Here is a 26,332-nt window from a genome sequence, read left to right as displayed (position 1 = left end):
TCTAAGGAATTTTGCAAATGGCAAAGATTAAAGGTCAAGTTAAGTGGTTCAACGAGTCTAAAGGTTTTGGTTTCATTACTCCGGCTGATGGCAGCAAAGACGTGTTCGTACACTTCTCCGCTATCCAGGGTAACGGCTTCAAAACTCTGGCTGAAGGCCAGAACGTTGAGTTCGAAATTCAGGACGGCCAGAAAGGTCCGGCTGCAGTTAACGTAACTGCTATCTGATACAAGACCACTCTTCTTGTATAAAAGCCTCGCCTGCGCGGGGCTTTTGCGTTTTTATTGCAAAGCATGTCATTTTACCCCCTTCCGTCGCGTCTTGTTGCAAATAGTCAACTTTATTAGCATTGTGTAGCAGTCTGTTTTGCTAATTTTCTGTTAAATCAGATGGTTGCAAAATGATGCCGGAGCTATGGTGCTAAAGAAAAAAATGAAGTCCGCCGCCAGCTTTACCCCGATTCGCTTCGGGTTACTCTGTGTGGCCATTCTTGGTTGTCTGGGACTGCTGTTGGCCCGCGTGGGCTGGCTGCAAATTGTCTCTCCCGATAACCTGGTAAAACAAGAAGACATGCGTTCTCTGCGCGAAGAGCCCGTGGCGGTGGAGCGCGGCATGATTAGCGACCGCGAAGGACGACCGCTGGCGGTGAGCGTACCGGTCAGCGCTATCTGGATCGACCCGCAGACCACCATGGAGAAGGGTGGTGTTGGTTATGGTCCTCGCTGGCAGGCAATGGCCGAAGCACTGCATCTCAACCTCGGGGAGCTGGCCCAACGGGTACAAAGTCATCCTCACGCCCGTTTTCTCTATCTGGCGCGTCAGATCAATCCGGAGCAGGCGGAGTGGATTGATAAACTGCATCTCCCGGGCGTCTATCTGCGCGATGAATCGCGACGTTTCTATCCGGCTGGTCATGTGGCTGCCAATCTGCTGGGCTTTACCAACGTCGATAATCAGGGCATCGAAGGGGTGGAGAAAAGCTTTAATGCCCAGCTGACCGGCAAACCCGGACGACGCCTGGTGCGCAAAGATAAACATGGCAATGTTATTGAAAATATTACCGAAGTGCCGCCAGTCCCGGCGCATAATCTGCAGCTGAGTATTGATGAACGTCTGCAGACGGTGACCGAAGATGCGCTGGATAATGCCGTTCGCTGGAATAAGGCGGAATCCGGGGCGGCGGTATTGATCAAAATTGATACCGGTGAGATTCTGGCGATGGCCAGCTACCCGGACTTCAATCCGAACAATCGCGACAGCGCGACGCTGGATGATTTCCGCAACCGCGCCATCAGCGACACCTTCGAACCCGGGTCGACCGTCAAACCGCTGGTGATCATGACCGCGCTCCAGCAGGGGATTGTCCAGCCGGATAGCGTGGTGGACACCCATCCGTTTGTCCTCGACGGCCACCGCATCCGCGATGTTGGCTATTATCCGGAGCTGAGTCTGACCGGGATCCTGCAAAAATCCAGTGATACCGGCGTGTCGCATCTCTCGCTCGCTATGCCGGTGCAGCATCTGCTTGATACCTATCAGGCATTTGGGTTCGGCGAGCCGACCGGATTGGGATTGACCGGGGAAAGCGCCGGGCTGATGCCGCATCGCCGCTACTGGGGGCAGCTGGATCGCGCTACCTTCGCGTTCGGCTATGGGTTAATGGTGACGCCGCTCCAGCTGGCGCACGTCTACGCGACTATCGGCGGTTTCGGTATTGAACGACCGTTATCGATAACCCGCATCGATCCGCCGGTGATAGGTACGCGGGTGATGCCGGAGAACATCGTGCACAGCGTAGAGCATATGATGGAGAGCGTGGCGCTCCCGGGGGGGGGCGGGACCAAAGCGGCAGTGCGCGACTACCGGGTGGCGGTAAAAACCGGGACGGCGAAGAAAATCGGTCCGGACGGCAAATATATCGATAAATATGTGGCCTACACCGCCGGCGTGGCGCCCGCCAGTCGTCCACAGTTTGCGCTGGTGGTGGTGATGAACGATCCGAGTAATGGCTCCTATTACGGCGGGGCGGTGTCCGCGCCGGTCTTCAGCCAGATCATGGGGGATGTCCTGCGGCTGGAGAACGTCATGCCGGACGGCATGCCGCAAGGGGCGGAGAATCTGATCGTGATGCACGACAGCCATCCGCTGGCGCCGGCGCTGTAACAGTGGTCTGCAGGGGCGAATAGCGCTACACTTTCGCCCTTTAGCAACACCGGAGCCGTCATGTCATACAGTTGCCCCCTTTGCCACGCGCCGTTAAGCCAAGGCGACAACCACTATTCCTGCCCGCAGCGGCACCAGTTCGATCTGGCGAAAGAGGGGTACGTCAATCTGCTACCGGTGCAGTTCAAGCGGTCGCGCGATCCCGGCGATAGCGCTGAGATGATGCAGGCCCGGCGGGCGTTTCTGGATGCGGGTCATTATCAGCCGCTACGGGAGGCGATCGCCGAACGGCTGCTGCACTACGCCCCTGCGGATTTACTGGATATCGGCTGTGGCGAAGGGTATTACACCCACGCGTTTGCCACCATCGCCAGCCATAGCTGGGGGCTGGACGTGTCGAAGCCAGCGATCCGCGCGGCGGCAAAACGCTACCCGCAGGTCAGTTTTTGCGTCGCCTCCAGCCAGCGTCTGCCGTTCTCCGATAACAGCTTCGATGCGGTAGTGCGCATTTACGCCCCCTGCAACGCCGAAGAGCTGGCGCGGGTGGTGCGGTCTGGCGGATGGGTGATCACCGCCACGCCGGGACCCCGCCATCTGCTGGAGCTAAAAGGGCTGATTTACGATGAGGTACGCCTGCATGAGCTGAAGACGGAAGCGATGCCGGGATTCCGCCTGGACGCTCAGCAGCAGCTGGCCTATCCGATGACCCTGACGGGAAGTGAAGCGCAGGCGCTGCTGCAGATGACGCCGTTCGCGTGGCGGGCTAAGCCTGAGGTGCACGCCGCGCTGCGTCAGCAGGCGACGTTTGGCTGCCAGACCGACTTCATGATCCATTGCTGGCAGCGCGAGGCGTAAGGCTTAACCGGCGAAATGGCTCCAGAGGATTTCGCTGCCGATGCCAATCAGCACAATACCGCCGAGGATTTCGGCCCGTTTGCCCAACAGCGGGCCAATAAAGCGACCGACCATGATCCCCAGCGTCGACATAAGAAACGTCGCGCAGCCGATCGCCAGTGCGGTGGTCACAATGCTGACCTGCAGGAAGGCCAGACCCACACCAACGGCCATCGCGTCAAGGCTGGTGGCGAAGGCGGTGGTGACCAGCAGCCAGAAACCATGACGGCGAGGCGCGTCGCACGCCTCGTCGCTGTCGCCGCGAACACCTTCCACGATCATTCGCCCGCCGAGAAACACCAGCAGAATAAAGGCAATCCAGTGGTTCCACTCGAGGACAAACTGGCTGGCCAACATGCCGAGTCCCCAGCCGACCAGCGGGGTCAGGGTTTCAATCACGCCAAAAATCAGCCCGGTGCGGACGGCTTCTGAGAATTTAGGTTTGTGCAGGGTGGCACCCTTGCCGATAGAGGCTGCAAAGGCGTCCATAGACATGCCGAAGGCGAGAAGAATGGTAGCGGATAAATTCATGTGCGTGTCCTGACCGGGGATAATCCATATGACACATCGCTGCCCCCAGTAAATATACGCGGAGCCGCTCAATGGCTGAGCAATACGTACAGCAGTGATGTATCTATGGTCTCGCCTGATTGAATCACTTCAACCCGTACGTGCCACGTTTTGCAACGAGTATGTTGACACGTACATTTCCTGGCAAACAGGAAATCGGCTACTCCCCAACGACGGGCGCAACCTTAACATATTTTTAGAATATAAAACAATAACAGAAGACGGCTATTTTAATAACCAAATGATAACGATTTTCATTTAAATTTATAAGTAAATAAATAGTTAATAAAAAAGGGAAGAGGAGGCAGGGGAAATATAGCCATGGCTATATGTTTTTCCAGAGAAAAACTGGAAAATATAGCGCTGGCTATATTTATAACTCATTGAGTTGAAACGAGAAGTTTGTAGATTTTCTCCAGGTCGTCGATATTTCGTACGCGAATAAGCAGCCGCCGTTGCTCTAATTGCATCACCAGCACGCCGTCCTCGGATAAATTCATCTCTTTAATTCGCTGATATTCTATCCACACGTTGGCGAAGAAAAAACCGCGCGGTTTAAAAATGATTTTCGGCGTACGGATCCAGAATAAATAGAGACCCATCAGCGCCAGGGCAGATAATAGCCAGGTGGTGATCGGGGTGCCGTGCTGGGTAATGTTGTTATAGATCAGAATGGCGGTGAGGCCGACAAAGATCAGACCGTCAACGCGGCTGCGGCGAAGCAGGGGAATGGCCAGCAGCACCGGGCCGTTCCGCCTCGGCATAATGAACTGGTCATACACCGCGTAGGCCAGTAGCGCAAGGATAAACAGGATGATCACCAGGTCCGTGAATGTCATTGCTTTGCGTTCCTCCTGATAAAAAAAAGCCGGGGGCAAGCCCCCGGCGTACAACCTGGAAATTACAGACCCAGCAGGCCGACAGCGTAGCCCGCGATACCGATGACGAAGAAGCCAACGATGATCCACAGTGGGTTAACTTTCTTGCGCAGCAGCCACATACAGGCGAAGGTCAACAGCAGCGGTACCAGGCCCGGCATCAACTGGTCGAGGATGGTTTGCACCGTGGTGACGTGAACCTGTCCGTCAGAACCGGTGATTTTTGACACCACCATCGGAATATTCACGTGCGTCCACTTGTTAACCAGCGCCCCCATGACAAACAGGCCGAGGATTGACGCCCCCTCAGTCAGTTTCTGCAGGAAACCGCCGCCCATATCTTTAACGATGTCCACGCCTTTGCGGTAACCATAGGCGACGCCATAGTAACGGGTCAGCAGACGCACTGCGTTGAACAGGATAAAGAACAGCAGAGGACCGAGCAGGCTACCGCTCATCGCGATCCCAGCGCCTAAGGCCGCGAACACCGGACGCACGGTACCCCAGAAGATCGGGTCGCCGACGCCGGCCAGCGGCCCCATCAGACCGACTTTGATGCCGTTGATGGCGCCATCGTCAATCTCTGCGCCATTGGCGCGCTGCTCTTCCATCGCCAGGGTTACGCCCAGTACCGGAGCGGCAACGTAAGGATGGGTGTTGAAGAACTCAAGGTGACGTTTAATCGCCTGCTTACGCGCATCATTGTTCTCCGGGTACAGGCGACGGATTGCCGGAACCATAGAGAAGCAGAAGCCCAGCGCCTGCATACGTTCGAAGTTCCATGACCCCTGGAACAGGTTAGAACGAATGAACACGCCACGAATATCACTCTGAGTGAGTTTTTTCTCGGTGGTATTTTTAGTCATATCAACCATTTCGCTCACCTGTTAGTCCAGTTCGTTATCGAGATCGTTGTTACCAGCCGCCTGAGCCGGCGCACCGGCGACGCGGTTATATTTCGGGCTCAGCTGGATGTAGAGGATAGCCATGACCGCACCAATCACACCCAGGGCTACCAGGTTGAAGTTGGTGAAGGCGGCGGTGACGAAGCCGAGGTAGAAGAACGGCATCAGGTAGCCTGCGCGCATCATGTTGATGACCATCGCATAACCGACAACCACGATCATACCGCCGGCGATGTTCAGACCGCTGGTGACCACTTCAGGGATCGCGTTCAGCAGGCCCTGGACTTCGCTGGTACCGACGGAAATGGCGACGATGACGGCCGGGATAGCGATACGCATCGCCTGCAGGAACAAGGACGAGACGTGCAACCACGACAGGGCGGTCAGGTTGCCATTCTCCGCCGCTTTATCTGCCGCGTGCTGGAAGGCTACGGTGATGGTACGAACGATAATGGTCAGCACCTGGCCTGCCGCCGCCAGCGGGATAGCCAGCGCGATACCGGCACCGATGCTCTGATGGCCGGCAATAACCAGAACGGTGGAAATAATGGACGCCAGCGCGGCATCAGGTGCAACCGCCGCACCGATGTTCATCCAACCCAGAGCGATCATTTCCAGCGTACCGCCGATGATAATACCGGTTTTCATATCGCCGAGAACGGCACCGATCAGCGTACAAGCGACCAGAGGACGGTGGAACTGAAATTCATCAAGCACCGACTCCATACCCGCAATACACGCGACGATGAACACCAGCACAATCTGAAGAAGGGTAATCTCCATTGTACTTCTCCTGTTGATTAAGTCTTAAAGTGAAAACTGGGGCGCGATCGGCCGGGTTATTTATCAACCTTGGCGATCAGATCCATCATTTTCAGTTTCGGGTCGGTGGACACTTTACGTGCCTCCAGCTCGATACCGCGTGCGTTCAGCTTGTTAAACGCCTCAATATCTTTGGCATCGACCGAAATCGCGTTGTTAACCTGGGTTTTGCCCTGGCGGAACGCCATACCACCGATGTTGACGCTGGTGATTTTCACGCCGCCCTCGACGATACGCTCAACGTCGGTCGGGTTAGTAAACAGCAGCATGACGCGCTGCCCGGCGTACATCGGGTTGTTGTAAACGCGGATCATTTTGGCGACGTCCACCACGTGGGCGGTGACGCCCGGTGGTGCAACCTGGGTCAGCAGGGTTTTGCGCACCGTATCCGCGGCCACTTCGTCGCTGACGACGATGATGCGGGTGACGTTGGTCTCTTTGGTCCAGCGGGTGGCGACCTGACCATGGATCAGGCGGTCGTCAATGCGCGCGAGGCCAATCACCATGTAGTCGTTCGGGCCCATCGGTTTGGCCGGCGCGGCGGCTTTTGGCGCCGCGGCAGGGGCTGGCGCGGGAGCCGCTTTTTCCACCGGTTTGGCCTTCAGCGCTTTCACGCCTTCGCTACCGGTCTCCACCGCTAAGGCGACCAGTTCATCAAACGAAGGGTCATCATCGCGGGCCATGAAGGTTTCCACCAGCATCGGGATGTTGACGCCAGCGATAACTTCGTAATGCTCTTTATCGACGACAATGCGGCTCGCAGCGTTGAACGGGCTGCCTCCCCATGTATCGACGAGAAATAGCACGCCTTTACTGGTATCCAGTTTTGCCAACTGGGCATTGTATTTCTCGATCAGCGTTTCGGCGTTTTCACCCGGAACGAAATCGATCCAGCCAACGTTTTCCTGCTCGCCCAACAGCATCTCTGCTGTTTTCAGCAGCTGTTCTGCAGCCCAACCATGTGTGCCTATTACAATAGCAATCGTCACTTGCTACCTCCTTTATTATCGTGAATGCATCATCTGCTTTGATACATCCTGAATCACTCTTGAGGACAAAATCGATTCAGTTAGGGTGTAAGATAGAAAATAGTTACTACCGCGAATTATTTTAGACAGTGAAAAAATAATTAATGTGATGAAGATCCGTTAATCAGGCATCGCCTGGTAATAATTTTGCAGCGCAAAAAATAGCCTTAGTTATTGCAAATTCAGGTAAATTTTTTCCAATTTCGATCTATATTTTGCTATGTTTAACTTCCGTTTAATTACTCAGGAGTATAGGGCATAGCCCGCAGTATGGACCGTCATCGACGTCTTTTCACTTTCTGGCACCTGGTTGCCACCTCCACGCATCACGCTTTTCTCTCAGCACCTATTGTCGCGCCCATGCATGACATGGCGATGACTCAGCTTGCCGCTAACCGGAGTCGTACATGGAATTGTTAATGGATCCCTCAATCTGGGCTGGCCTGTTGACGCTTATCGTTCTGGAGATTGTGCTCGGTATCGACAACCTGGTGTTTATTGCCATCCTGGCGGACAAACTGCCGCCGAAGCAGCGCGATAAAGCGCGACTGATCGGCCTTTCGCTGGCGCTGGTGATGCGCCTGGGGCTGCTGTCGGTGATCTCCTGGATGGTGACCCTGACGAAGCCGCTGATTACTATCGCTGATTTCTCCTTTTCCGGGCGCGACCTTATCATGCTGCTCGGCGGGATCTTCTTGCTGTTTAAGGCGACGACTGAACTGCATGAGCGGCTGGAAAACCGCCAGCACGATAGCGGTCACGGTAAAGGGTATGCCAGTTTCTGGGTGGTGGTACTGCAGATCGTGGTGCTGGACGCCGTCTTCTCTCTGGATGCGGTGATCACGGCGGTCGGGATGGTTAACCATCTGCCGGTGATGATGGCGGCGGTGGTGATCGCCATGATCATGATGCTGCTGGCGTCGAAGCCATTGACGCGCTTTGTCAACCAGCACCCGACGGTGGTGGTGCTCTGTCTGAGCTTCCTGTTGATGATCGGCCTGAGCCTGGTGGCGGAAGGGTTTGGCTTCCATATTCCGAAAGGGTATCTGTACGCGGCGATCGGTTTCTCGATCATCATCGAGTTCTTCAACCAGGTGGCGCGACGCAACTTTGTCCGACATCAGTCGACGCTGCCTCTGCGTGCCCGTACCGCGGATGCGATCCTGCGCCTTATGGGCGGCCGGAAACAGACCTCCGTCAGCCATGACGCCGACAGCCCGGCAGCCATACCGGTGCCGGAAGGGGCGTTTGCCGAAGAAGAACGTTACATGATTAACGGCGTGCTGACGCTGGCCCAGCGCTCCCTGCGCGGTATTATGACCCCGCGCGGTGAAATCAGCTGGGTCGACGCCGAACAGAGTGATGACGAAATTCGTCGTCAGCTGCTCTCGTCGCCGCACAGTCTGTTCCCGGTCTGCCGCGGAGAGCTGGATGAAATCATCGGTATCGTGCGGGCGAAAGAGTTGCTGGTGGCCCTTGAGGCGGGCGAAAACGTTGCGGCGCTGGCCTCTGCCTCCCCGGCGATTGTCGTCCCGGAAACGCTGGACCCGATCAATCTGCTCGGCGTTCTGCGCCGCGCGCGCGGCAGCTTTGTCATCGTGACCAACGAGTTTGGCATGGTACAGGGGCTGGTGACGCCGCTGGACGTCCTGGAAGCCATCGCCGGTGAATTCCCGGATGCCGATGAGACGCCGGAGATCGTCATTGACGGCGATGGCTGGCTGATCAAAGGCTCGACCGACCTGCATGCGCTGCAGCAGGCGCTTGGACTGGATGCGCTGGTCAATGAAGATGAGGATATTGCCACGGTGGCCGGGTTGGTGATCGCCGTCAATGGCCATATCCCGCGCATTGGCGACACCGTGTCGCTACCGCCGCTGCAGTTTACCGTGGTGGAAGCGAATGATTACCGGGTCGACCTGGTCCGCGCGGTGGTCACCCGTCCGCTGAGCGACGAAGAAGAGTAATTGCCCTGCTCGTCGGCCCCTGTGGCCGGCGAGCTATTCTCCCCCCTCGCTTTTCTGCCCCTCTCTGTCTGCCAGCCACGCCGGAAACGCCTCTATCGGCATCGGCCGGGCATAATAAAATCCCTGCAGCACATCGACGCTGTGGCCCCGGAGATAGCTTTCCTGCTCCAGCGTCTCCACCCCTTCGGCCACGGTAACGATATTCAGACGGTCGGCGAGGGCTATAATAATATCCGTCACCGTGGCATTGACGCTGTCTATCCCGACGGAACTGGTAAACGAGCGGTCGATCTTCAGCACGTCCGGCCGCAGTTTTTCCAGCCACGAGAGCGAGCTGTTACCGGTGCCAAAATCATCTATCGCCAGCTGGACCCCTTTTAAATGCAAATGTTCGGCCATGTGCTGGTCGCCATCCTGCAGGACATCGCGTTCGGTGAGTTCAACCACCAGCTGTTGTACCGGATTGACGCTAAACCAGTAATTGTGCAGGTCATGCAGCAGCAAACCGTGGGCAAAGTGACGGGCAGCGACATTAATCGCGATATGAAAATGCGGCTCGCTGGGGAAGGCATCCAGGCGGCGGGCGGTTTCGGCGATCACATAGCGGGTGAGGGGAATAATCAGATTGTCCCCTTCGGCGATGGGAATAAATACCTCGGGCGAAATCTCGCCGCGGCGGGGGTTGTTCCAGCGCAGCAGGATCTCCACCCCGCAGCAGCGTCCGCTGCGCGCATCCTGCAGCGGCTGGCACCAGAGGGTAAATTCCCGGGCCGTGATGCCGAGACTTATCTCTCGCGAGAAACTCATTCTGCCGGCGGTGGCCAGCCAGGCGATGCCGGTCATCAACAGGCTGAAGATGAGGGCCAGCGGCAGCTCACCGGGCAGCTCCTCCAGCGCGATAGTCGCGGCACCCGGACCGTTAATGTTGATGGTAAAGGGAAATTCTGTGGAGCGCTGGCGATAAATCACCGACGCCTGCGGGGCGTGCGCTTTGTCAATCAGGCCGAGGCCGCTGATAAAATAATGGTCGCCGACCTGCAGGCTGACGTCGCTGATCAGGGGCGATTTTTCCTTGAGAATTAAGGTTCCCAGCAGCTCGATATTGACAATTAACATCACGCCGTCGAAGCCGCTTTCCGAGGCTGGATACCACTGGATCAGCACCGGTGTGCCTTTGAGCAGTGAGTTGTCGGTAGAAAAGAGCAGTAAGGGGTGGTGAGCCGGAAGCGCGGGCTGCAGCTGGTGCAGATCCGCCTGCCGTTGCCCAAAGATACTGGAACAGTAGATCATCCCTGACGCCACCAGCGCGACGGAGCGGACCGTCTGCAGCGAGGCCGCCATTTTGCGCAGTGTGAGATGAATATCCATGCAGGGTTTGTCGACCAGGGAGAGTAGCGTCGCCCGCTCTGCGCTCAGTGGACGCAGGATGTTATCCAGCGCCGTGACCCGCTGGCTGGCGGCAGTGCGAATGTACTCTTCATTTACGCTACGCTGTGAAATAAATCGGATAGCTAAGGTGGTACCCAGGGTTAGCAGGGCTACCAGCAGGCAGACAATAATGCGTTTGCGACGATAGGCCGTAATGACTTTTTGTGCAGTCTGCATGTGCGACACCCTGTCGACAGGACGAGTGGTTAAGCGTGGCTTATTTAATAGAGCAATTGTAGTGGCAGAATATCGCCAGGTATAGAAAAAAGAAAATGCGCCGTTGAAGGCGCATCAGGGAGATTTCAGTCACCAGGGTTATCCCCCTGCGCGCTTTGCGGGCGCAGGGGGGGACGAACAGTTTAGTCACACTGAACTTTAATCGCCAGGCCGCCGCGGGAGGTTTCGCGGTACTTGGCGTTCATGTCTTTACCGGTTTCGTACATGGTCTCGATCACTTTGTCGAGCGAGACGCGCGGTTCGCTGGTACGGCGCATCGCCATTCGCGCGGCGTTGATTGCCTTGACTGAGGCGATGGCGTTACGTTCAATGCATGGCACCTGCACCTGGCCGGCGACCGGGTCGCAGGTCAGGCCGAGGTTGTGTTCCATGCCGATCTCCGCCGCCACGCAAACCTGTTCCGGGCTGGCGCCGAGCAGTTCAGCCAGGCCCGCCGCCGCCATCGAGCAGGCAACGCCCACTTCACCCTGACAGCCGACTTCCGCTCCGGAAATGGAGGCATTCATCTTGTACAGCGCGCCGATCGCCCCGCAGGCCATAAAGTAGCGGATATAAATTTCCGGGCTGACGGATTCGATAAAGTGGTCGTAATAGGCGAGTACCGCCGGAACGATGCCGCAGGCGCCGTTGGTCGGCGCGGTCACCACGCGACCGCCGGCGGCGTTCTCTTCATTGACCGCCAGTGCGAACATATTGACCCAGTCAACGACGTTCATCGGATCGCTGGAGAGCTTATCGCTGGCCACCAGCAGACGACGCAGCGCCGAGGCGCGACGCGGCACGCGCAGCGGACCAGGCAGCACGCCTTCGGTGTTCATCCCGCGGTCGATACAGGCGCGCATGGTCTGCCAGACGTTGGCGAAATAGTCCTCGATCTCTTTTTTGCTGTGCAGCGCCAGCTCGTTTTGCATCACCATCCCGGAGAGCGACAGGCCGGTCTCTTTACAATACGCCAACATTTCCTGCGCCGATTTAAACGGGTAGGGCACCTGCAATTCATTGGCGTTTTCTTTGCCGAAGTGCTCTTCATCGACGATAAAGCCGCCGCCAATCGAGTAATAGGTCTTGCAGTAGATCTCTTTCTCGCCGGCCCAGGCATGAATGGTCATGCCGTTTTCGTGCAGCGGCAGGTTGTCGCTGCGAAAACGCATGCCGTCATCCGCCGGGAAGTCGACCTCGTGCTGGCCGTTGGCCAGCAGCAGTCGGCCGCGCGCCTCGACGTCACGGATAAATGCCGGGATCGCGTCAATATCGACCGTATCGGGCTGATTGCCCGCCAGTCCCATGATAATGGCGATGTCCGTATGGTGGCCTTTGCCGGTTAATGACAGCGAGCCGTAGACGTCAACCGCCACACGGGTTACCGCATTAAGCAATCCTTTTTCGACCAGGTCATCGACGAACTGTTTACCGGCCTTCATCGGGCCAACAGTGTGGGAAGATGAGGGACCAATCCCCACCTTGAACATGTCGAATAGACTAATCACGATAATACTCCTGACAGGGTTACCGCGGGTGCGGTAACGATGTAATAACTGCGCATAGTGTAAGAGGGAAGCGCGCTGCCAGTTGAACTATTCACATGAATTAAACTAATGGATAACCGCGATTTTACTAATAGTGAGAGCGCTCTCTCATAAACAGTATAGCTAAGGTCGAGCGCCTATCTGCAACGCCAGCTCGCGAATGATCCCGGCGGTCATTCCCCAGACAAAATAATGCTGGTACCAGGAGAGCCAGACGCGGTGGTCGTTACCCCGACGGTGGATGTCGAGCGGATGGTAGCGCCCCAGGCGCAGGGCTTCGGCGAGCGGCATTTCAAATACCGCTGAGACTTCGTCCTGACTGGCGTGATAGTGCAGATTGGGGGGAATAATGCCCACCACCGGCGTCACCTGAAAACCGGTGACGCTGTCCACTGGCGGCAGAACGCCGATCACCTCGACGGCTTCCGGGGGGATCGCGACTTCTTCCTGGGCTTCGCGCAGGGCGGCGGCGATAAGCGTCGCATCGGTATTATCTACCGCGCCGCCGGGAAAGGCGACCTGACCGGCGTGCTTGCGCAGCAGCGGCGAACGCTGGGTCAGCAGCAGGCCGGGCTGCGGTCGGCGCACGATCGGCACCAGCACCGCCGCCTGCCGCTGATTGAGCGCATGGCGCGAAGGCTGGGGGCGCAGCAGCTGGAAGCGGGACAGAAAATCATCCAGATTGAGGGCGTGGTCCGCCATGGTCTAGTTCTCCAGTTGGTGCAGGATACGATTAACTTTATCAAAAGTTTCCTGATATTCCGCATCTTCCTCGCTGTCCGCGACGATACCGCCTCCAGCGGAGCAATACAGTTGCCCCTGCCAGGCCGTCAGGGTGCGAATGGTGATGCTGGTATCCATATTGCCGCAATAGCTCAGGTAGCCAATGCTCCCGCACCAGGCGTTACGTCGCTGAGGTTCCAGTTCATCGATAATCTCCATCGCCCGGACCTTCGGGGCGCCAGTGATAGATCCCCCGGGGAAGGCGGCGCGCAGCAGATCGCTGGCATGCAGCGTCGCCGGTAAGCGGGCGGTGATGGTGCTGACCAGATGATGGACCGCCGGGAACGGCTCCACCACGAACAGCTCGGGTACCCGCACGCTGCCCGGCACGGCGACGCGGCCGATGTCGTTGCGCATCAGGTCGACAATCATTAAATTCTCGGCGCGGTCTTTCGGGGAGTTCGCCAGCTTCTCAGCCTGCCGCGCATCTTCCTGCGGCGAATCGAGCCGCGGCAGAGTACCTTTTATTGGGCGCGTCTGGATCGCCCCCTGGCGCAGCTGAATAAAGCGCTCCGGCGACAGGCTTAAAATCGCCCCTTCCTCGAGGCGAATAAAGGCGCTAAAGGGGGCGCGGTTGGCGGTATTCAGCTGGCGGAAGGCCTGCCATTCATCACCGACGTAGCGGGCCTGAAAACGCTGGGCGAGGTTGACCTGATAGCAGTCGCCGCTGTGCAGATAGGCCTGCACCTGGCGAAATTTCTCGCCGTACTGCTGGCGGCTCATATTTGACTGCCAGGCAGAGGTCAGGGCGAAAGGTTTCATCGCCGGACGGGATTGCGCCTGCAGCCACTGCAGGCGCTGCTGCGGATCGTCATAGCTGAGCAGCGAAATTTGCTGGCGCTGGTGGTCGACGACCAGCGCCCAGTCATAGATCCCCACCGCCATATCCGCCAGCGCGATATCGGCCTGCGCGTGCGAAGGGAGACGCTCAAAGCGGCGGCCCAGATCGTACCCGAATAGTCCCAGCGCGCCGCCAAGAAACGGCAGATCGTCATGGGGCTGCGGCGTGAACGGCTGACGATCCAACTGCTGTTGAAGCAGTTGCAGCGGATCTTCCGCGGAGACAAAAGCGGTTTCGCCGTCATCGACCCACGTCTGTTCACCGCGCGTCAGCAGCGTGGCGCGCGGGGCAGCCACCAGAATATCAAAGCGGTTATGCGGATGGTCGGCAAAGCCGGAATGCAGCAGCATCGCCCAGGGCAGGGCGCTTAACGGCGCAAAATAGTGTTCGGCCGCATCCGGGCGCCAGGGCAGGGTAATAATCGCGGGGGACAACATCTTTCTCGATCCTGAACGTTGCCGTCCCTCTGGCGTAGGCGGGGACGGCGTGAAATAATTACGCCCCACAATGTAGCAGGAGTAAAAGATGTTTGCAGGTTTACCTTCGCTGAGCCACGAGCAACAGCAAAAAGCGGTCGAACGTATCCATGAGCTAATGGCCCAGGGGATGAGCAGCGGCCAGGCGATTGCCCTGGTGGCGGAAGAGCTGCGCGCAACGCATACCGGCGAGCAGATCGTCGCGCGCTTTGAAGATGAGGATGAAGATCAAGACGAAGATGAGGACGACTAATTACACCGCGGCGATAATTTTGATCTCAACTTTATACTGCGGGTTCATCAGCGTCGCTTCCACCGTGCAGCGCACCGGGGCGTGACCGGCCACCACCCACGCGTCCCAGGCTTTATTCATTGCCGCAAAGTCGCTTTTATCGGCGAGGAAGATGGTGGCGTCAAGAATACGCGACTTGTCGCTGCCCTGTTTTTCCAGCACCGCGTCAATCTGCGCCAGGGTATTGGCGGTCTGCTCGAAGGCGTCGGCATCAAGATTTGCCGGCACGCCGGTGTAGTACAGCGTCTGGTTGTGGATCACCACGTCTGACCAACGGGCTTCGGCATCAATACGCGTAATTGTCATTTCTTTTTCCTCTTTGAGCATTCCATTCGGCTGCGGCAAGACTGCCATAATGTTCCGCTCGCGTCACTACCTGGACTGGCGAAACGCCGTCCTCCCTGACATAATCACTGTCCAAATAACCAGGGGGCAATGTGATCGACGATTTTGCAGCAGACGGCCAGTTAGCCAAAGCCATACCGGGATTTAAGCCGCGCGAGCCGCAGCGCCAGATGGCGAAAGCGGTGAGCGAAGCGATTGAGGCCTCCCGACCGCTGGTGGTGGAAGCGGGGACCGGAACCGGTAAAACCTACGCTTACCTGGCGCCTGCGCTGCGGGCGAAAAAAAAGGTGATTATCTCCACCGGCTCGAAAGCGCTGCAGGATCAGCTCTATAGCCGCGATCTGCCCACCGTCGCCAAGGCGCTCAAATTCACCGGTAAACTGGCGCTGCTTAAAGGGCGCTCCAACTACCTGTGCCTTGAACGTCTTGAGCAGCAGGCGCTGGCGGGCGGCGATCTGCCGGTACAAACCCTCAGCGATGTGATCCTCCTGCGCTCCTGGTCGAATCAAACCCAGGATGGCGATATCAGCACTTGCGCCAGCGTCGCGGAAGACTCCCAGGCCTGGCCGCTGGTCACCAGCACCAACGATAACTGTCTCGGTAGCGACTGCCCACTGTATAAAGATTGCTTCGTGGTGAAGGCGCGTAAAAAAGCGATGGACGCCGACGTGGTGGTGGTCAACCATCACCTGTTCCTGGCCGATATGGTGGTCAAAGAGAGCGGCTTTGCCGAGCTGATCCCCGAGGCGGAAGTGATGATCTTCGATGAAGCCCATCAGTTGCCGGATATCGCCAGTCAGTACTTTGGTCAGTCGCTCTCCAGCCGCCAGCTGCTGGATCTGGCGAAAGACATCACCATTGCCTACCGCACCGAACTGAAAGACACCCAGCAGTTGCAAAAATGCGCCGACCGCCTGGCGCAAAGCGCTCAGGATTTTCGCCTGCAGCTGGGGGATCCCGGCTATCGCGGCAACCTGCGCGAACTGCTGGCGGATAGCCACATTCAGCGCGCGCTGCTGCTGCTCGATGACGCGCTCGAGCTATGCTATGACGTCGCCAAACTTTCGCTGGGCCGCTCGGCGCTGCTCGATGCCGCCTTTGAGCGCGCCACCCTCTATCGCGGGCGCTTAAAGCGGCTGAAAGAGATTAACCAGCCGGGCTACAGCTACTGGTATGAGTGCACCTCGCGCCACTTTACTCTCGCCCTGACGCCGTTGACCGTGGCCGAGAAGTTTAAAGAGGTGATGGCGCAGAAGTCGGGAAGCTGGATCTTTACCTCGGCGACGCTGTCAGTCAACGACGATCTGCATCACTTCACTGCCCGGCTGGGGATCGATGAGGCGCAGTCCCTGTTGCTGCCGAGCCCCTTTGATTATCAACATCAGGCGCTGCTCTGCGTGCCGCGCAATCTGCCTCTGCCGAACCAGCCTGGCGCGGCGCGCCACCTGGCGGCGATGCTCAAGCCGCTGATCGAGGCCAACGACGGTCGCTGCTTTATGCTGTGTACCTCGCACGCCATGATGCGCGATCTGGCGGAGCAGTTCCGCGCCACCATGACGCTACCGGTGTTGCTGCAGGGGGAAACCAGCAAAGGCCAACTGCTGCAGCAATTCGTCAGCGCCGGCAACGCCCTGCTGGTGGCCACCAGCAGCTTCTGGGAAGGGGTCGACGTGCGCGGTGATGCGCTGTCGCTGGTGATTATCGATAAGCTGCCGTTTACTTCGCCAGACGACCCGCTGCTGAAAGCGCGCATGGAAGATTGTCGGCTGCGCGGCGGCGATCCGTTCGATGAAGTACAGCTCCCGGAAGCCGTCATCACCCTCAAACAGGGGGTGGGGCGTCTGATCCGCGATATCGACGATCGCGGGGTGCTGGTGATCTGCGACAACCGGCTGGTGATGCGCCCCTACGGCGCGGTGTTCCTGGCCAGCCTGCCGCCCGCGCCGCGGACCCGCGATATCCGCCGGGCGGTGCGCTTCCTCGCCGTGCCGCCGGCAAGGTAATCCGCACTAAAATGTGTTAAGCTGCGCGCCATTTTGTTAATTAGCGGTTCCCAATAGACTTCGGGCGGTATGGCGGCGGGTTGGCCGTTTGCCGGAAAACAGGCTGCCTGAAGGCCTGAACTATGTAACGAGAGCGTGACCACCCATGCGAATTTTGGCTATCGATACCGCCACAGAGGCCTGCTCCGCGGCGCTGTGGAATGATGGCACCCTTAGTGCTCATTTCGAAATTTGTCCCCGCGAACATACCCAACGTATCCTGCCGCTGGTGCAGGAGGTCCTCACCGAGAGCGGCGCCACGCTGACCGAGCTGGACGCGCTGGCCTTTGGCCGCGGTCCGGGTAGCTTTACCGGCGTGCGCATCGGCATCGGTATCGCTCAGGGGCTGGCGCTGGGCGCTGAGCTGCCAATGATCGGCGTTTCCACGCTGGCCACCATGGCGCAGGGCGCCTGGCGCAAAACCGGCGCCACCCGCGTGCTGGCGGCCATTGACGCACGAATGGGCGAAGTCTACTGGGCCGAGTACCAGCGTGACGAGCAGGGCGTCTGGCATGGCGAAGAGACGGAAGCGGTGCTCAAACCGGAAGCGGTAGCCGAACGGCTGGCACAGCTTTCCGGCGAATGGGCCACCGTCGGCACCGGCTGGCAGGCGTGGCCGGATCTGGCGAAAGCGAGCGGACTGACCTTAAGCAGCGGCGAAATTGCACTGCCGGCGGCGGAGGATATGCTGCCGTTAGCCTGTTACCTGCTGGCGGCGGGGAAAACCGTGGCCGTGGAGAAAGCGGAGCCGGTTTATTTGCGAAACGAGGTGGCGTGGAAGAAACTTCCAGGCCGCGAGTGAATCTCAGTAACAAGAAGACTGAGAAAAGGAGTCGCATCATGGCGGGTCAAAAACAGGGCGTTCGCTGGCTGTTAGCCGCGGCGGTTGCCGTTGCGCTAAGCGGCTGCGTGTCAGTGCCGGATGCCATCAAAGGCACCAGCCCTACGCCGCAGCAGGATTTAGTGCGGGTGATGAACGCCCCGCAGCTGTACGTTGGCCAGGAAGCACGCTTTGGCGGCAAAGTGGTCAATGTGCAGAACCAGCAGGGTAAAACCCGCTTAGAAATCGCCACCGTACCGCTGGACAGCGGCGCACGGCCTGTGCTGGGCGAACCGTCTCGTGGGCGGATCTATGCCGACGTTAACGGCTTCCTCGATCCGGTCGACTACCGCGGCCAGCTGGTCACCGTGGTCGGGCCGATTGCCGGCGTGGTCGACGGCAAAGTGGGCAGCACGCCGTATAAATTTATGCTGATGAACGCCATCGGTTACAAACGCTGGAACGTGGTGCAGCAGGTGGTGATGCCCCCGCAGCCCATCGATCCGTGGATGCTGGGTCCGCGCCCCTGGGGTTACGGCTATGGCGGCTGGGGCTGGTACAACCCCGGCCCTGCTGAGGTGAGAAACGTCGTAACCGAATGATTTTGTTGTTTATGTTAGTTCAAAGAAACAGCGGCCGGTCCGCTGTTTCTTTGTTTTCAGTCGAATAAGAAAAAAAATAGTGACGCGCTTCGCAACCTGCTTATTGCCTAATTAATAAACTGGTACGCTGAGTTAATATAATGTTAACAAAATGTATTTGCCAGGGGCTGTGATGACGACGAATAACTATTTCAGAGGTGATGCAGTGAAAAAGGTTTGGCTAAACCGTTATCCCGCAGATGTTCCTGCGGAGATAAACCCTGACCGCTATCAATCCCTGGTTGAACTGTTTGAGCATGCCACCACCCGCTACGCCGACCAACCGGCGTTTATCAATATGGGTGAAGTGATGACCTACCGTAAGCTTGAAGAGCGTAGTCGCGCCTTTGCCGCTTACCTTCAGGAGGGGTTAGGATTACAGAAGGGCGATCGCGTGGCCCTGATGATGCCTAACCTGCTGCAGTATCCGGTGGCTCTGTTTGGCATCCTGCGCGCCGGGATGATCGTGGTTAACGTCAACCCCTTGTATACCCCGCGTGAACTGGAGCATCAGCTCAACGACAGCGGCGCGGCGGCGATCGTCATCGTCTCCAACTTTGCCCATACCCTGGAAAAAGTGGTGGCGAAAACTCAGGTTAAGCACGTGATCCTGACGCGCATGGGCGATCAGCTCTCCACCGCCAAAGGCACGCTGGTGAACTTCGTGGTCAAGTACATCAAGCGCCTGGTGCCTAAGTACCACCTGCCGGATGCCATCTCGTTTCGCAGCGCACTGCAGCATGGCTACCGCATGCAGTACGTGAAGCCGGAGATCGTTGCGGAAGATCTGGCGTTTCTGCAGTACACCGGGGGCACCACCGGCGTGGCCAAAGGGGCGATGCTGACCCACCGCAACATGCTGGCGAACCTCGAGCAGGTCAATGCCACCTACGGCCCGCTGCTGCATCGCGGCAAAGAGTTCGTGGTGACCGCGCTGCCGCTGTATCACATTTTCGCCCTGACCATGAACTGCCTGCTGTTTATCGAACTGGGCGGGCAAAATTTGCTGATCACCAACCCACGCGACATTCCCGGGCTGGTGAAGGAGCTGGCGAAATATCCTTTCACCGCCATGACCGGGGTCAATACCCTGTTCAACGCCTTGCTGAACAACAAAGAGTTTCAGCAGCTTGATTTCTCCTCGCTGCACCTCTCCGCCGGCGGTGGGATGCCGGTGCAGCAGGCGGTGGCCGAGCGCTGGGTAAAACTGACCGGACAATATCTGCTGGAGGGCTACGGCCTGACCGAGTGTTCGCCGCTGGTCAGCGTCAACCCGCACGACATCGACTACCACAGCGGCAGCATTGGCCTGCCGGTGCCTTCCACAGAAGCCAAACTGGTGGACGACGACGATAACGAAGTGGCGCCGGGTCAGCCGGGCGAGCTCTGTATCAAGGGGCCGCAGGTGATGCTGGGCTACTGGCAGCGTCCTGACGCGACGGATGAGATTATCAAAGACGGCTGGTTGCACACCGGGGACATCGCGGTGATGGATGAAGAGGGATTCCTGCGCATCGTTGACCGGAAAAAAGATATGATCCTGGTGTCGGGTTTTAACGTCTATCCGAATGAAATCGAAGATGTGGTTATGCAGCACAGCGGCGTCCTCGAAGTGGCGGCCATCGGCGTGCCGTCCGGCAGCAGCGGTGAAGCGGTGAAGATTTTCGTGGTCAAGAAAGAGGCCGCATTAACCGAAGAGGCGCTGATTACGTTCTGCCGCCGCCATCTCACCGGCTACAAAGTGCCGAAGCTGGTGGAATTCCGTGACGAACTGCCGAAATCCAACGTCGGGAAAATTTTGCGGCGAGAACTGCGTGACGAAGCGCGCGCTAAAGTGGACAATAAAGGCTAAGTAACGAATGAGTCGCCTGACGCCGGCTACGCCGGCGTTTTTTATGGGCGCAAGTTAAGAGAGTATGCTTTGAACTATCAGATGATCACCACCGACGATGGCCTGCGCGCTGTGTGCGAAGCGGCAAGCGCGGCCTCCGCCGTCGCTCTGGATACGGAATTTGTCCGTACCCGTACCTACTATCCGCAGCTGGGCCTGCTGCAGCTGTTCGACGGCACCCAGGTCTCTCTGATCGATCCCTTGACGATTAGCGACTGGGCGCCGATGCGCGAGCTGCTGCTCAACCAGGATGTGACTAAATACCTGCATGCCGGCAGCGAAGATTTAGAAGTCTTCCTCAACGCGTTCAGCCTGATGCCGCAGCCGCTGATTGACACCCAGATCCTGGCGGCGTTCTGCGGCCGCCCGATGTCCTGGGGCTTTGCCTCTATGGTGGAAGAATATTCCGGAGTGGCGCTGGATAAAAGTGAATCCCGCACCGACTGGCTGGCGCGCCCGCTGACCGAGCGTCAGTGTGAATACGCCGCAGCCGATGTCTGGTATCTGTTGCCGATCGCCAGCCAATTAATGGCGGAGACCGACCGCGCAGGCTGGCTGTCGGCGGCGCTGGACGAATGTCGTCTGATGCAGCAGCGCCGTCAGGAGGTGGTCGACCCGGCCGAGGCCTGGCGCGACATCGGCAACGCCTGGCAGCTGCGTACCCGCCAGCTGGGCTGCCTGCAGCTGCTGGCAGAGTGGCGTCTGCGCAAAGCGCGTGAGCGCGACCTGGCGGTGAACTTTGTGGTGCGGGAAGAGCATCTGTGGAGCGTGGCGCGCTATATGCCCACCAGCCTCGGCGAGCTCGACAGCCTCGGGTTGTCCGGCAGTGAAATTCGCTTCCACGGCAAGACGTTGATTAGCCTGGTCGAGAAAGCCCAGGCGCTGCCGGAATCGGCCCTGCCGGCGCCGCTGCAGAACCTCATTGACATGCCGGGTTACCGTAAAGCCTTTAAAGATATTAAAGCGCTGGTGCAGGAAGTGAGTGCCGACAAGGGCGTGAGCGCGGAACTGCTGGCGTCGCGTCGGCAGATCAACCAGCTGCTGAACTGGCACTGGCAGTTGAAAACGCAAGCCGGTGAGCCTGAGCTGATTTCCGGCTGGCGTGGCGAACTGATGGCCGGGCGGCTGAAGTCGCTGTTAAACGACTATCCGCGCTAGCGGGCGGTCTGGTTCAGGTCATAAAAAAACCGGCAGCGCAGGGCGTTGCCGGTTTTTTTCGGGGCGGAACAACAGGGTCAGGGTTTCGACTCTTCCGTTTCGGGTAGGGTCACGTTCAGCTCAAGAATCGAAATATCACCATCCCGCTGCTCCAGCTGCACGCTGACCATCTCCGGGTCGATCTGCACGTATTTACAGATCACTTCCAGAATATCTTTGCGCAACTGCGGCAGGTAGTGCGGCTCCGCGTCGCCGCGGCGACGCTCGGCGACGATGATTTGCAGGCGTTCTTTCGCAATATTAGCCGTGTTCTTTTTTCGCGAGAGAAAAAAGTCGAGTAAAGCCATAATTTATCCTCCGAACAGGCGTTTGAGGAATCCTTTCTTCTCTTCTTCAATGAAGCGGAAAGGGCGTTCTTCTCCGAGCAGACGTTCAACGGTATCGGCATAGGCTTTGCCTGCGTCCGACGCGGCATCCAGAATCACGGGCTCACCCTGGTTGGATGCGCGCAGGACTGACTGGTCTTCCGGGATCACGCCCACCAGATTAATGCGCAGAATTTCCAGCACGTCTTCCATGCTCAGCATATCGCCTTTATTGACGCGGCCTGGATTGTAGCGGGTCAGCAGTAAATGCTCTTTGATCGGCTCTTCGCCATTTTCCGCACGACGGGATTTCGAAGCGAGAATGCCAAGGATACGGTCGGAGTCGCGAACGGAGGAGACTTCCGGGTTGGTGGTGATGATGGCTTCATCAGCAAAATAGAGCGCCATCAGCGCACCGGTTTCGATACCTGCCGGTGAATCACAGACGATGAAATCGAAGTCCATTTTCTTCAGTTCTTCGAGAACTTTGTCGACGCCTTCGCGGGTCAGGGCGTCTTTATCCCGGGTCTGAGAGGCCGGGAGAATGTAGAGATTTTCCGTGCGCTTATCTTTGATCAGCGCCTGGTTCAACGTGGCATCGCCCTGGATGACGTTGACAAAATCATAAACGACGCGACGTTCGCAGCCCATAATCAGATCGAGGTTACGCAGGCCGATGTCGAAGTCGATAACGACGGTTTTCTTTCCCTTCTGGGCCAAACCTGTAGCGATGGCCGCGCTGGAGGTGGTCTTGCCAACGCCCCCTTTACCCGAAGTCACAACAATAATGCGTGCCATAGAAATTCCTTGTTAAAAAGGGATTAATTCAACGGTTGAACTGTCAAAGCGCTTTCACCTAAACGCAGGCGTGCCGCTTTGCCATAAAATTCGGCCGGGATGTTATCGCTCAGCCAATATTCCCCGGCGATGGAGACCAGCTCCGCCGCAAGGTGGGTACAAAATATCTGGGCGTCTCTGTCGCCACCGGCGCCTGCCAGCGCGCGTCCTCGCATCATGCCATATACATGGATATTGCCGTCAGCGATAAGTTCCGCACCGGCACTCACATGATTTGTAACAATAAGATCACAGTGTGGCGCATAAATGCGCTGACCGGAACGTACCGGCTGATCAATCAAACGCGTTTTTGTGATCTGGTTAGCAACTGGCGGCGGCGGAGGGGTGGGTTCGGACGGTGCCGGACGAGGGGCTTTCTCTTTCCCTTCGGTTAATAACGGGATCCCGGCGCGATCGATTTCGGTTTTCAGGCGCGGGATTTTGCATCCGCTGACGCCCATAATGCGTAAACCGGTCGCGGCGATGGCCTCGTTAATGGCGCGCCATTCGACCTCCTCCTCCACGCTGGCGATATTCACCACCACCGGCGCATGGCGTAAAAAGGCGGGAGCCTGGGCGATTTTGTCTTCTAACGCCTGACGAATAACCTCGGGATTTGCATCGTGCAAATGAACGACAGATAACGTGAAGCTACTGCCTTTAAGTTCGATTGGCGTATTTGACATCCTGGCCTTACTCAATTTGCTGTTTATCAACCGCAGAAGTGCGGTGATATTCCGAAGACTAAAAGGCATGTTATAGTCACTCATATATTGAGGCAAGTGACCACGGGTCTAATTCCGAGTAAAACTATGTTTTGTGTGATCTATCGAAGTACTAAACGTGAACAAACCTATTTATACGTCGAAAAAAAAGACGATTTCTCACGCGTTCCTGACGAGCTAATGCGCGGCTTCGGCACGCCGCAAATGGCGATGCTGCTGCCGCTGGATGGGCGCAAAAAGCTGGTTAACGCCGACCTGGAAAAAGTGAAACAGGCGTTGAGCGAGCAGGGCTATTACCTGCAACTTCCCCCGCCATCTGAAAATCTACTCAAGAAACACCTGGCGGAACAGGGGAAACAATCCGATTAACCCACGAGGGAAAATAATGTACCAACATCATAACTGGCAGGGTGCGCTTCTGGATTATCCAGTGAGCAAAGTGGTTTGCGTCGGCAGTAATTATGCAAAACACATCAAGGAAATGGGCAGTGCGACGCCGGAAGAGCCGGTGCTGTTTATTAAACCTGAGACCGCGCTGTGCGATCTCCGTCAGCCGTTGGTGCTTCCTGAAGGGCTGGGCTCAGTGCACCACGAAGTCGAGCTGGCGGTGCTGATCGGCAGCACGCTGCGTCAGGCGACGGAAGAGCATGTGCAGAAAGGGATCGCCGGCTATGGCGTCGCGCTGGATCTCACCCTGCGCGACCTGCAGGCTAAGATGAAAAAGGCCGGGCAACCGTGGGAGAAGGCGAAAGGCTTCGATAACGCCAGTCCAATCTCCGGCTTTATCCCGGCCGCTGAGTTCCACGGCGACCCGCAGAATACGCCGTTAAGCCTGAAGATTAACGGTGAAGTGCGCCAGCAGGGAACCACAGCCGACATGATCCATAAGATTGTGCCGCTGATCGCCTATATGTCGCGCTTCTTTACCCTCAAAGCCGGGGATGTGATCCTCACCGGCACCCCGGAAGGGGTGGGGCCGCTGCATAGCGGTGACGAACTGGAAGTTGGCTTCAACGGCCTGTCGCTCACCACCCGCGTGCTGTAAGCGCTGCTTGCCGCCTCTTGGGGCGGCAAAACTTGCATCGGCGTGCCAGACTGGTTATAAGGTGCACCCTTAACTGGCAACGACGGACACTCCGATGAGCGAACAACCTTTCTGGCAACAAAAAACACTGGATGAAATGACCGACGCGGAGTGGGAATCGCTGTGTGACGGCTGCGGCCAGTGTTGCCTGCACAAGCTGATGGATGAAGACACCGATGAGATCTACTTCACCAACGTCGCCTGCCGTCAGCTTAATATCAAAACCTGCCAGTGCCGTAACTACGAACGTCGCTTCGAGTACGAGCCAGACTGCATCAAGCTTACCCGCGAAAACCTGCCAACCTTCGAATGGCTGCCGCCGACCTGCGCCTATCGCCTGCTGGCGGAGGGCAAATCGCTGCCGGCCTGGCATCCGCTGCTGACCGGCTCAAAAGCGGCGATGCATGGCGAACGCATCTCTGTTCGCCATATTGCGGTGCCCGAGTCCACCGTCGTCGACTGGCAGGATCATATCCTCAATCTGCCTGACAGGGCGCGTTAAGCGCCGGATCACGCTTTCTTCGCGTGAAACAGCCCGTTTTCACCGTCGGTTTCTTCGGCCACCCAGAAGTGAATATTGAAGCGGGCGTCGTCACTGAGTTCGACGCGGTGCCAGTACTGCGGCGGACTGGTGGCAAACTGTCCGGCATGAATGACCACTTTCTTTTCCGGCTCCGTCGCCTGCTCATTGGCAAAACCGTAATAGGTGACCGTTCCCTCCATGACGCACAGCTGACCGAAGACGCCGGCCGCGGTGTTGTGATGGCTCAGCAGGGCGGCGGGGACGTTCTCTTTAGTAAAGAACGGGGTGGAGCGTTTAACTTTCCAGTCTGCGGGGATCAGTAAAGATGACATGTGAGCTCCTGTGGGGCTTTAAAAGATGTATTTAATATGCACCTTTTAGGGGCTGTGGTCAACCACAGGCAGGAAACGATGCAACGATGCGCAGCAGACATAAAAAAACGCCCCGCAGGGCGTTTCATTGTGTGCGGTACTCGCAGCGGCTTAGCGGCCAAACAGATCGCGTTTTTTCGCTTTGAAAGGCTGAGCAATGATCACCAGGATGGCGACCAGCAGATAGGCAGCAAAAATACCGACCAGCCATTGCGGCATCTCCAGCGACAGGAATTGCCACTGACGCACTGAACAGTCGCCGGACGCGACGAAAACCTGCGGCAGCCATTTATCCAGCGGCAGCCAGGTTGGGAAGCGGGCGGCGAAATCACAGGTCTGGAACGGCGAAGGGTGCAGCTGGATCATCGTATGCTCCCACGCCAGCTGCAGTCCACGTATTGCGCTGTACAACCAGATCACCATGGCGACATAGCGCAGCGGCGTTTTGGGGGCGATGGCGCCGACCAGCCCCGCGCCCATGATGCCGAACAGTGCGCAGCGTTCGTAAATACACATCACACACGGCTGCAGCAGCATCACATGCTGGAACCACAGCGCAACGAGTTCGAGAATAAAAGCGGTTAATGCCATCAGGAGCCAGGCACCGCGTCCCCTTGAGCACTGGTTTAAATATTGCAACATAATCATTTCCCTGGAAGATGCTAAATCATGGCAGTGTAAACGAAAACCGAACCGACGCCAGCGGCCCGGCAGAAAATA

At 57.6% G+C, this 26,332-nt stretch carries 28 protein-coding genes and 1 riboswitch; of the genes, 13 read left to right on the top strand and 15 right to left on the bottom strand.

The window, feature by feature from the left end; translation table 11 throughout:
• The first annotated feature begins 17 nt into the window (after positions 1-17).
• The 3 genes from cspE (at position 18) to rlmA (ending at position 3,018) form a co-directional block, all read left to right on the top strand.
• Positions 18-227: a transcription antiterminator/RNA stability regulator CspE gene (gene cspE / locus AS136_RS18040; protein ID WP_001062678.1), complete on the top strand. Its 210-nt coding sequence runs from the start codon at positions 18-20 to the stop codon at positions 225-227.
• Positions 228-414: 187 nt separating this feature from the next.
• A complete protein-coding gene (gene ftsI / locus AS136_RS18035; RefSeq protein ID WP_008804285.1) occupies positions 415-2,163 on the top strand; it encodes a peptidoglycan glycosyltransferase FtsI in 1,749 nt (582 codons plus the stop codon).
• Between the two features lie 60 nt (positions 2,164-2,223).
• Positions 2,224-3,018 (top strand): 23S rRNA (guanine(745)-N(1))-methyltransferase, encoded by a 795-nt coding sequence (gene rlmA, locus AS136_RS18030; RefSeq protein WP_023322886.1) that lies wholly within the window; start codon positions 2,224-2,226, stop codon positions 3,016-3,018.
• Positions 3,019-3,021: 3 nt separating this feature from the next.
• Here rlmA and mntP read toward each other — a convergent pair whose 3' ends face one another.
• The 5 genes from mntP to manX all read right to left on the bottom strand — a co-directional run bounded on the left by mntP (position 3,022) and on the right by manX (position 7,221).
• On the bottom strand, positions 3,022-3,588 hold the full coding sequence (gene mntP / locus AS136_RS18025; protein ID WP_008804287.1) for a manganese efflux pump MntP: 567 nt from the start codon (positions 3,586-3,588) through the stop codon (positions 3,022-3,024).
• Positions 3,589-3,705: 117 nt separating this feature from the next.
• Positions 3,706-3,808: riboswitch (yybP-ykoY riboswitch) on the bottom strand.
• 199 nt (positions 3,809-4,007) lie between these two features.
• Positions 4,008-4,466, bottom strand: a complete 459-nt coding sequence (locus AS136_RS18020; RefSeq protein WP_008804288.1) for a DUF986 family protein — start codon at positions 4,464-4,466, stop codon at positions 4,008-4,010.
• 62 nt (positions 4,467-4,528) lie between these two features.
• Positions 4,529-5,380: a PTS mannose transporter subunit IID gene (locus AS136_RS18015; protein WP_004145526.1), complete on the bottom strand. Its 852-nt coding sequence runs from the start codon at positions 5,378-5,380 to the stop codon at positions 4,529-4,531.
• 12 nt (positions 5,381-5,392) lie between these two features.
• The gene (locus AS136_RS18010) at positions 5,393-6,193 is read right to left on the bottom strand and encodes a PTS mannose/fructose/sorbose transporter subunit IIC (RefSeq protein WP_004203359.1); all 801 of its coding nucleotides are present in this window, start codon (positions 6,191-6,193) and stop codon (positions 5,393-5,395) included.
• A 56-nt stretch (positions 6,194-6,249) separates the two neighbouring features.
• Positions 6,250-7,221 (bottom strand): PTS mannose transporter subunit IIAB, encoded by a 972-nt coding sequence (gene manX / locus AS136_RS18005; RefSeq protein WP_008804289.1) that lies wholly within the window; start codon positions 7,219-7,221, stop codon positions 6,250-6,252.
• A 446-nt stretch (positions 7,222-7,667) separates the two neighbouring features.
• Here manX and yoaE point away from each other — a divergent pair, with 446 nt between their 5' ends.
• Positions 7,668-9,227: a CNNM family cation transport protein YoaE gene (gene yoaE / locus AS136_RS18000; RefSeq protein WP_008804290.1), complete on the top strand. Its 1,560-nt coding sequence runs from the start codon at positions 7,668-7,670 to the stop codon at positions 9,225-9,227.
• A gap of 33 nt (positions 9,228-9,260) precedes the next feature.
• Here yoaE and AS136_RS17995 read toward each other — a convergent pair whose 3' ends face one another.
• From AS136_RS17995 to pabB, 4 genes are all read right to left on the bottom strand, one after another.
• Positions 9,261-10,832: an EAL domain-containing protein gene (locus AS136_RS17995; protein WP_063266887.1), complete on the bottom strand. Its 1,572-nt coding sequence runs from the start codon at positions 10,830-10,832 to the stop codon at positions 9,261-9,263.
• Between the two features lie 182 nt (positions 10,833-11,014).
• Entirely contained in the window at positions 11,015-12,379 is a 1,365-nt protein-coding gene (gene sdaA / locus AS136_RS17990) for an L-serine ammonia-lyase (RefSeq protein WP_004151445.1), read from the bottom strand.
• Between the two features lie 162 nt (positions 12,380-12,541).
• Complete coding sequence (locus AS136_RS17985; RefSeq protein WP_008804292.1) at positions 12,542-13,120, bottom strand: CoA pyrophosphatase; 579 nt, start codon at positions 13,118-13,120, stop codon at positions 12,542-12,544.
• Between the two features lie 3 nt (positions 13,121-13,123).
• Positions 13,124-14,479, bottom strand: a complete 1,356-nt coding sequence (gene pabB, locus AS136_RS17980) for an aminodeoxychorismate synthase component 1 (RefSeq protein WP_023322883.1) — start codon at positions 14,477-14,479, stop codon at positions 13,124-13,126.
• 88 nt (positions 14,480-14,567) lie between these two features.
• Between pabB and AS136_RS17975 the strand changes: the two genes are divergently transcribed.
• On the top strand, positions 14,568-14,771 hold the full coding sequence (locus tag AS136_RS17975) for a YoaH family protein (RefSeq protein ID WP_008804294.1): 204 nt from the start codon (positions 14,568-14,570) through the stop codon (positions 14,769-14,771).
• On the opposite strand, the gene AS136_RS17970 is transcribed toward AS136_RS17975, so the two are convergent.
• Positions 14,772-15,116, bottom strand: a complete 345-nt coding sequence (locus tag AS136_RS17970; protein ID WP_002910910.1) for a RidA family protein — start codon at positions 15,114-15,116, stop codon at positions 14,772-14,774.
• A 131-nt stretch (positions 15,117-15,247) separates the two neighbouring features.
• On the opposite strand from AS136_RS17970, the gene AS136_RS17965 reads away from it, so the two are divergent.
• The 5 genes from AS136_RS17965 (at position 15,248) to rnd (ending at position 21,707) form a co-directional block, all read left to right on the top strand.
• Positions 15,248-17,158: an ATP-dependent DNA helicase gene (locus AS136_RS17965; RefSeq protein ID WP_008804295.1), complete on the top strand. Its 1,911-nt coding sequence runs from the start codon at positions 15,248-15,250 to the stop codon at positions 17,156-17,158.
• Positions 17,159-17,303: 145 nt separating this feature from the next.
• Positions 17,304-17,999, top strand: coding sequence for a tRNA (adenosine(37)-N6)-threonylcarbamoyltransferase complex dimerization subunit type 1 TsaB (gene tsaB / locus AS136_RS17960; RefSeq protein ID WP_023322882.1), 696 nt, complete (start codon positions 17,304-17,306; stop codon positions 17,997-17,999).
• 38 nt (positions 18,000-18,037) lie between these two features.
• Complete coding sequence (locus tag AS136_RS17955) at positions 18,038-18,619, top strand: Slp family lipoprotein (protein WP_008804297.1); 582 nt, start codon at positions 18,038-18,040, stop codon at positions 18,617-18,619.
• A 205-nt stretch (positions 18,620-18,824) separates the two neighbouring features.
• Positions 18,825-20,510 (top strand): long-chain-fatty-acid--CoA ligase FadD, encoded by a 1,686-nt coding sequence (gene fadD, locus AS136_RS17950; protein ID WP_032701002.1) that lies wholly within the window; start codon positions 18,825-18,827, stop codon positions 20,508-20,510.
• 81 nt (positions 20,511-20,591) lie between these two features.
• Complete coding sequence (gene rnd / locus AS136_RS17945; protein WP_023297868.1) at positions 20,592-21,707, top strand: ribonuclease D; 1,116 nt, start codon at positions 20,592-20,594, stop codon at positions 21,705-21,707.
• A 77-nt stretch (positions 21,708-21,784) separates the two neighbouring features.
• Here the strand turns inward: rnd and minE are convergent, their stop codons facing one another.
• The 3 genes from minE to minC are packed head-to-tail and all read right to left on the bottom strand — an operon-like array spanning position 21,785 to position 23,595.
• Complete coding sequence (gene minE, locus AS136_RS17940) at positions 21,785-22,054, bottom strand: cell division topological specificity factor MinE (protein ID WP_004103270.1); 270 nt, start codon at positions 22,052-22,054, stop codon at positions 21,785-21,787.
• Between the two features lie 3 nt (positions 22,055-22,057).
• Positions 22,058-22,870: a septum site-determining protein MinD gene (gene minD / locus AS136_RS17935; RefSeq protein ID WP_008804300.1), complete on the bottom strand. Its 813-nt coding sequence runs from the start codon at positions 22,868-22,870 to the stop codon at positions 22,058-22,060.
• Positions 22,871-22,893: 23 nt separating this feature from the next.
• Positions 22,894-23,595 carry a septum site-determining protein MinC gene (gene minC / locus AS136_RS17930; RefSeq protein ID WP_008804301.1) on the bottom strand — a complete coding sequence of 234 codons (702 nt, stop codon included), beginning with the start codon at positions 23,593-23,595 and terminating at the stop codon, positions 22,894-22,896.
• 126 nt (positions 23,596-23,721) lie between these two features.
• Between minC and AS136_RS17925 the strand changes: the two genes are divergently transcribed.
• From AS136_RS17925 to AS136_RS17915, 3 genes are all read left to right on the top strand, one after another.
• Positions 23,722-24,003 (top strand): YcgL domain-containing protein, encoded by a 282-nt coding sequence (locus tag AS136_RS17925; protein WP_004203320.1) that lies wholly within the window; start codon positions 23,722-23,724, stop codon positions 24,001-24,003.
• Positions 24,004-24,019: 16 nt separating this feature from the next.
• Positions 24,020-24,679, top strand: a complete 660-nt coding sequence (locus AS136_RS17920; RefSeq protein WP_012967776.1) for a fumarylacetoacetate hydrolase family protein — start codon at positions 24,020-24,022, stop codon at positions 24,677-24,679.
• Between the two features lie 94 nt (positions 24,680-24,773).
• Positions 24,774-25,220 (top strand): YcgN family cysteine cluster protein, encoded by a 447-nt coding sequence (locus AS136_RS17915; protein WP_008804304.1) that lies wholly within the window; start codon positions 24,774-24,776, stop codon positions 25,218-25,220.
• A gap of 8 nt (positions 25,221-25,228) precedes the next feature.
• On the opposite strand, the gene AS136_RS17910 is transcribed toward AS136_RS17915, so the two are convergent.
• Positions 25,229-25,573 carry a TehB family protein gene (locus AS136_RS17910; RefSeq protein ID WP_002910895.1) on the bottom strand — a complete coding sequence of 115 codons (345 nt, stop codon included), beginning with the start codon at positions 25,571-25,573 and terminating at the stop codon, positions 25,229-25,231.
• A gap of 150 nt (positions 25,574-25,723) precedes the next feature.
• A complete protein-coding gene (dsbB, locus tag AS136_RS17905) occupies positions 25,724-26,254 on the bottom strand; it encodes a disulfide bond formation protein DsbB (RefSeq protein ID WP_008804305.1) in 531 nt (176 codons plus the stop codon).
• Positions 26,255-26,332 lie beyond the last annotated feature (78 nt).

The sequence above is a fragment of the Klebsiella sp. D5A genome (assembly GCF_001620885.1).
In the GTDB taxonomy this organism is placed as follows: domain Bacteria; phylum Pseudomonadota; class Gammaproteobacteria; order Enterobacterales; family Enterobacteriaceae; genus Klebsiella; species Klebsiella variicola.
This window is presented reverse-complemented; position numbering and strand designations above follow the sequence as displayed.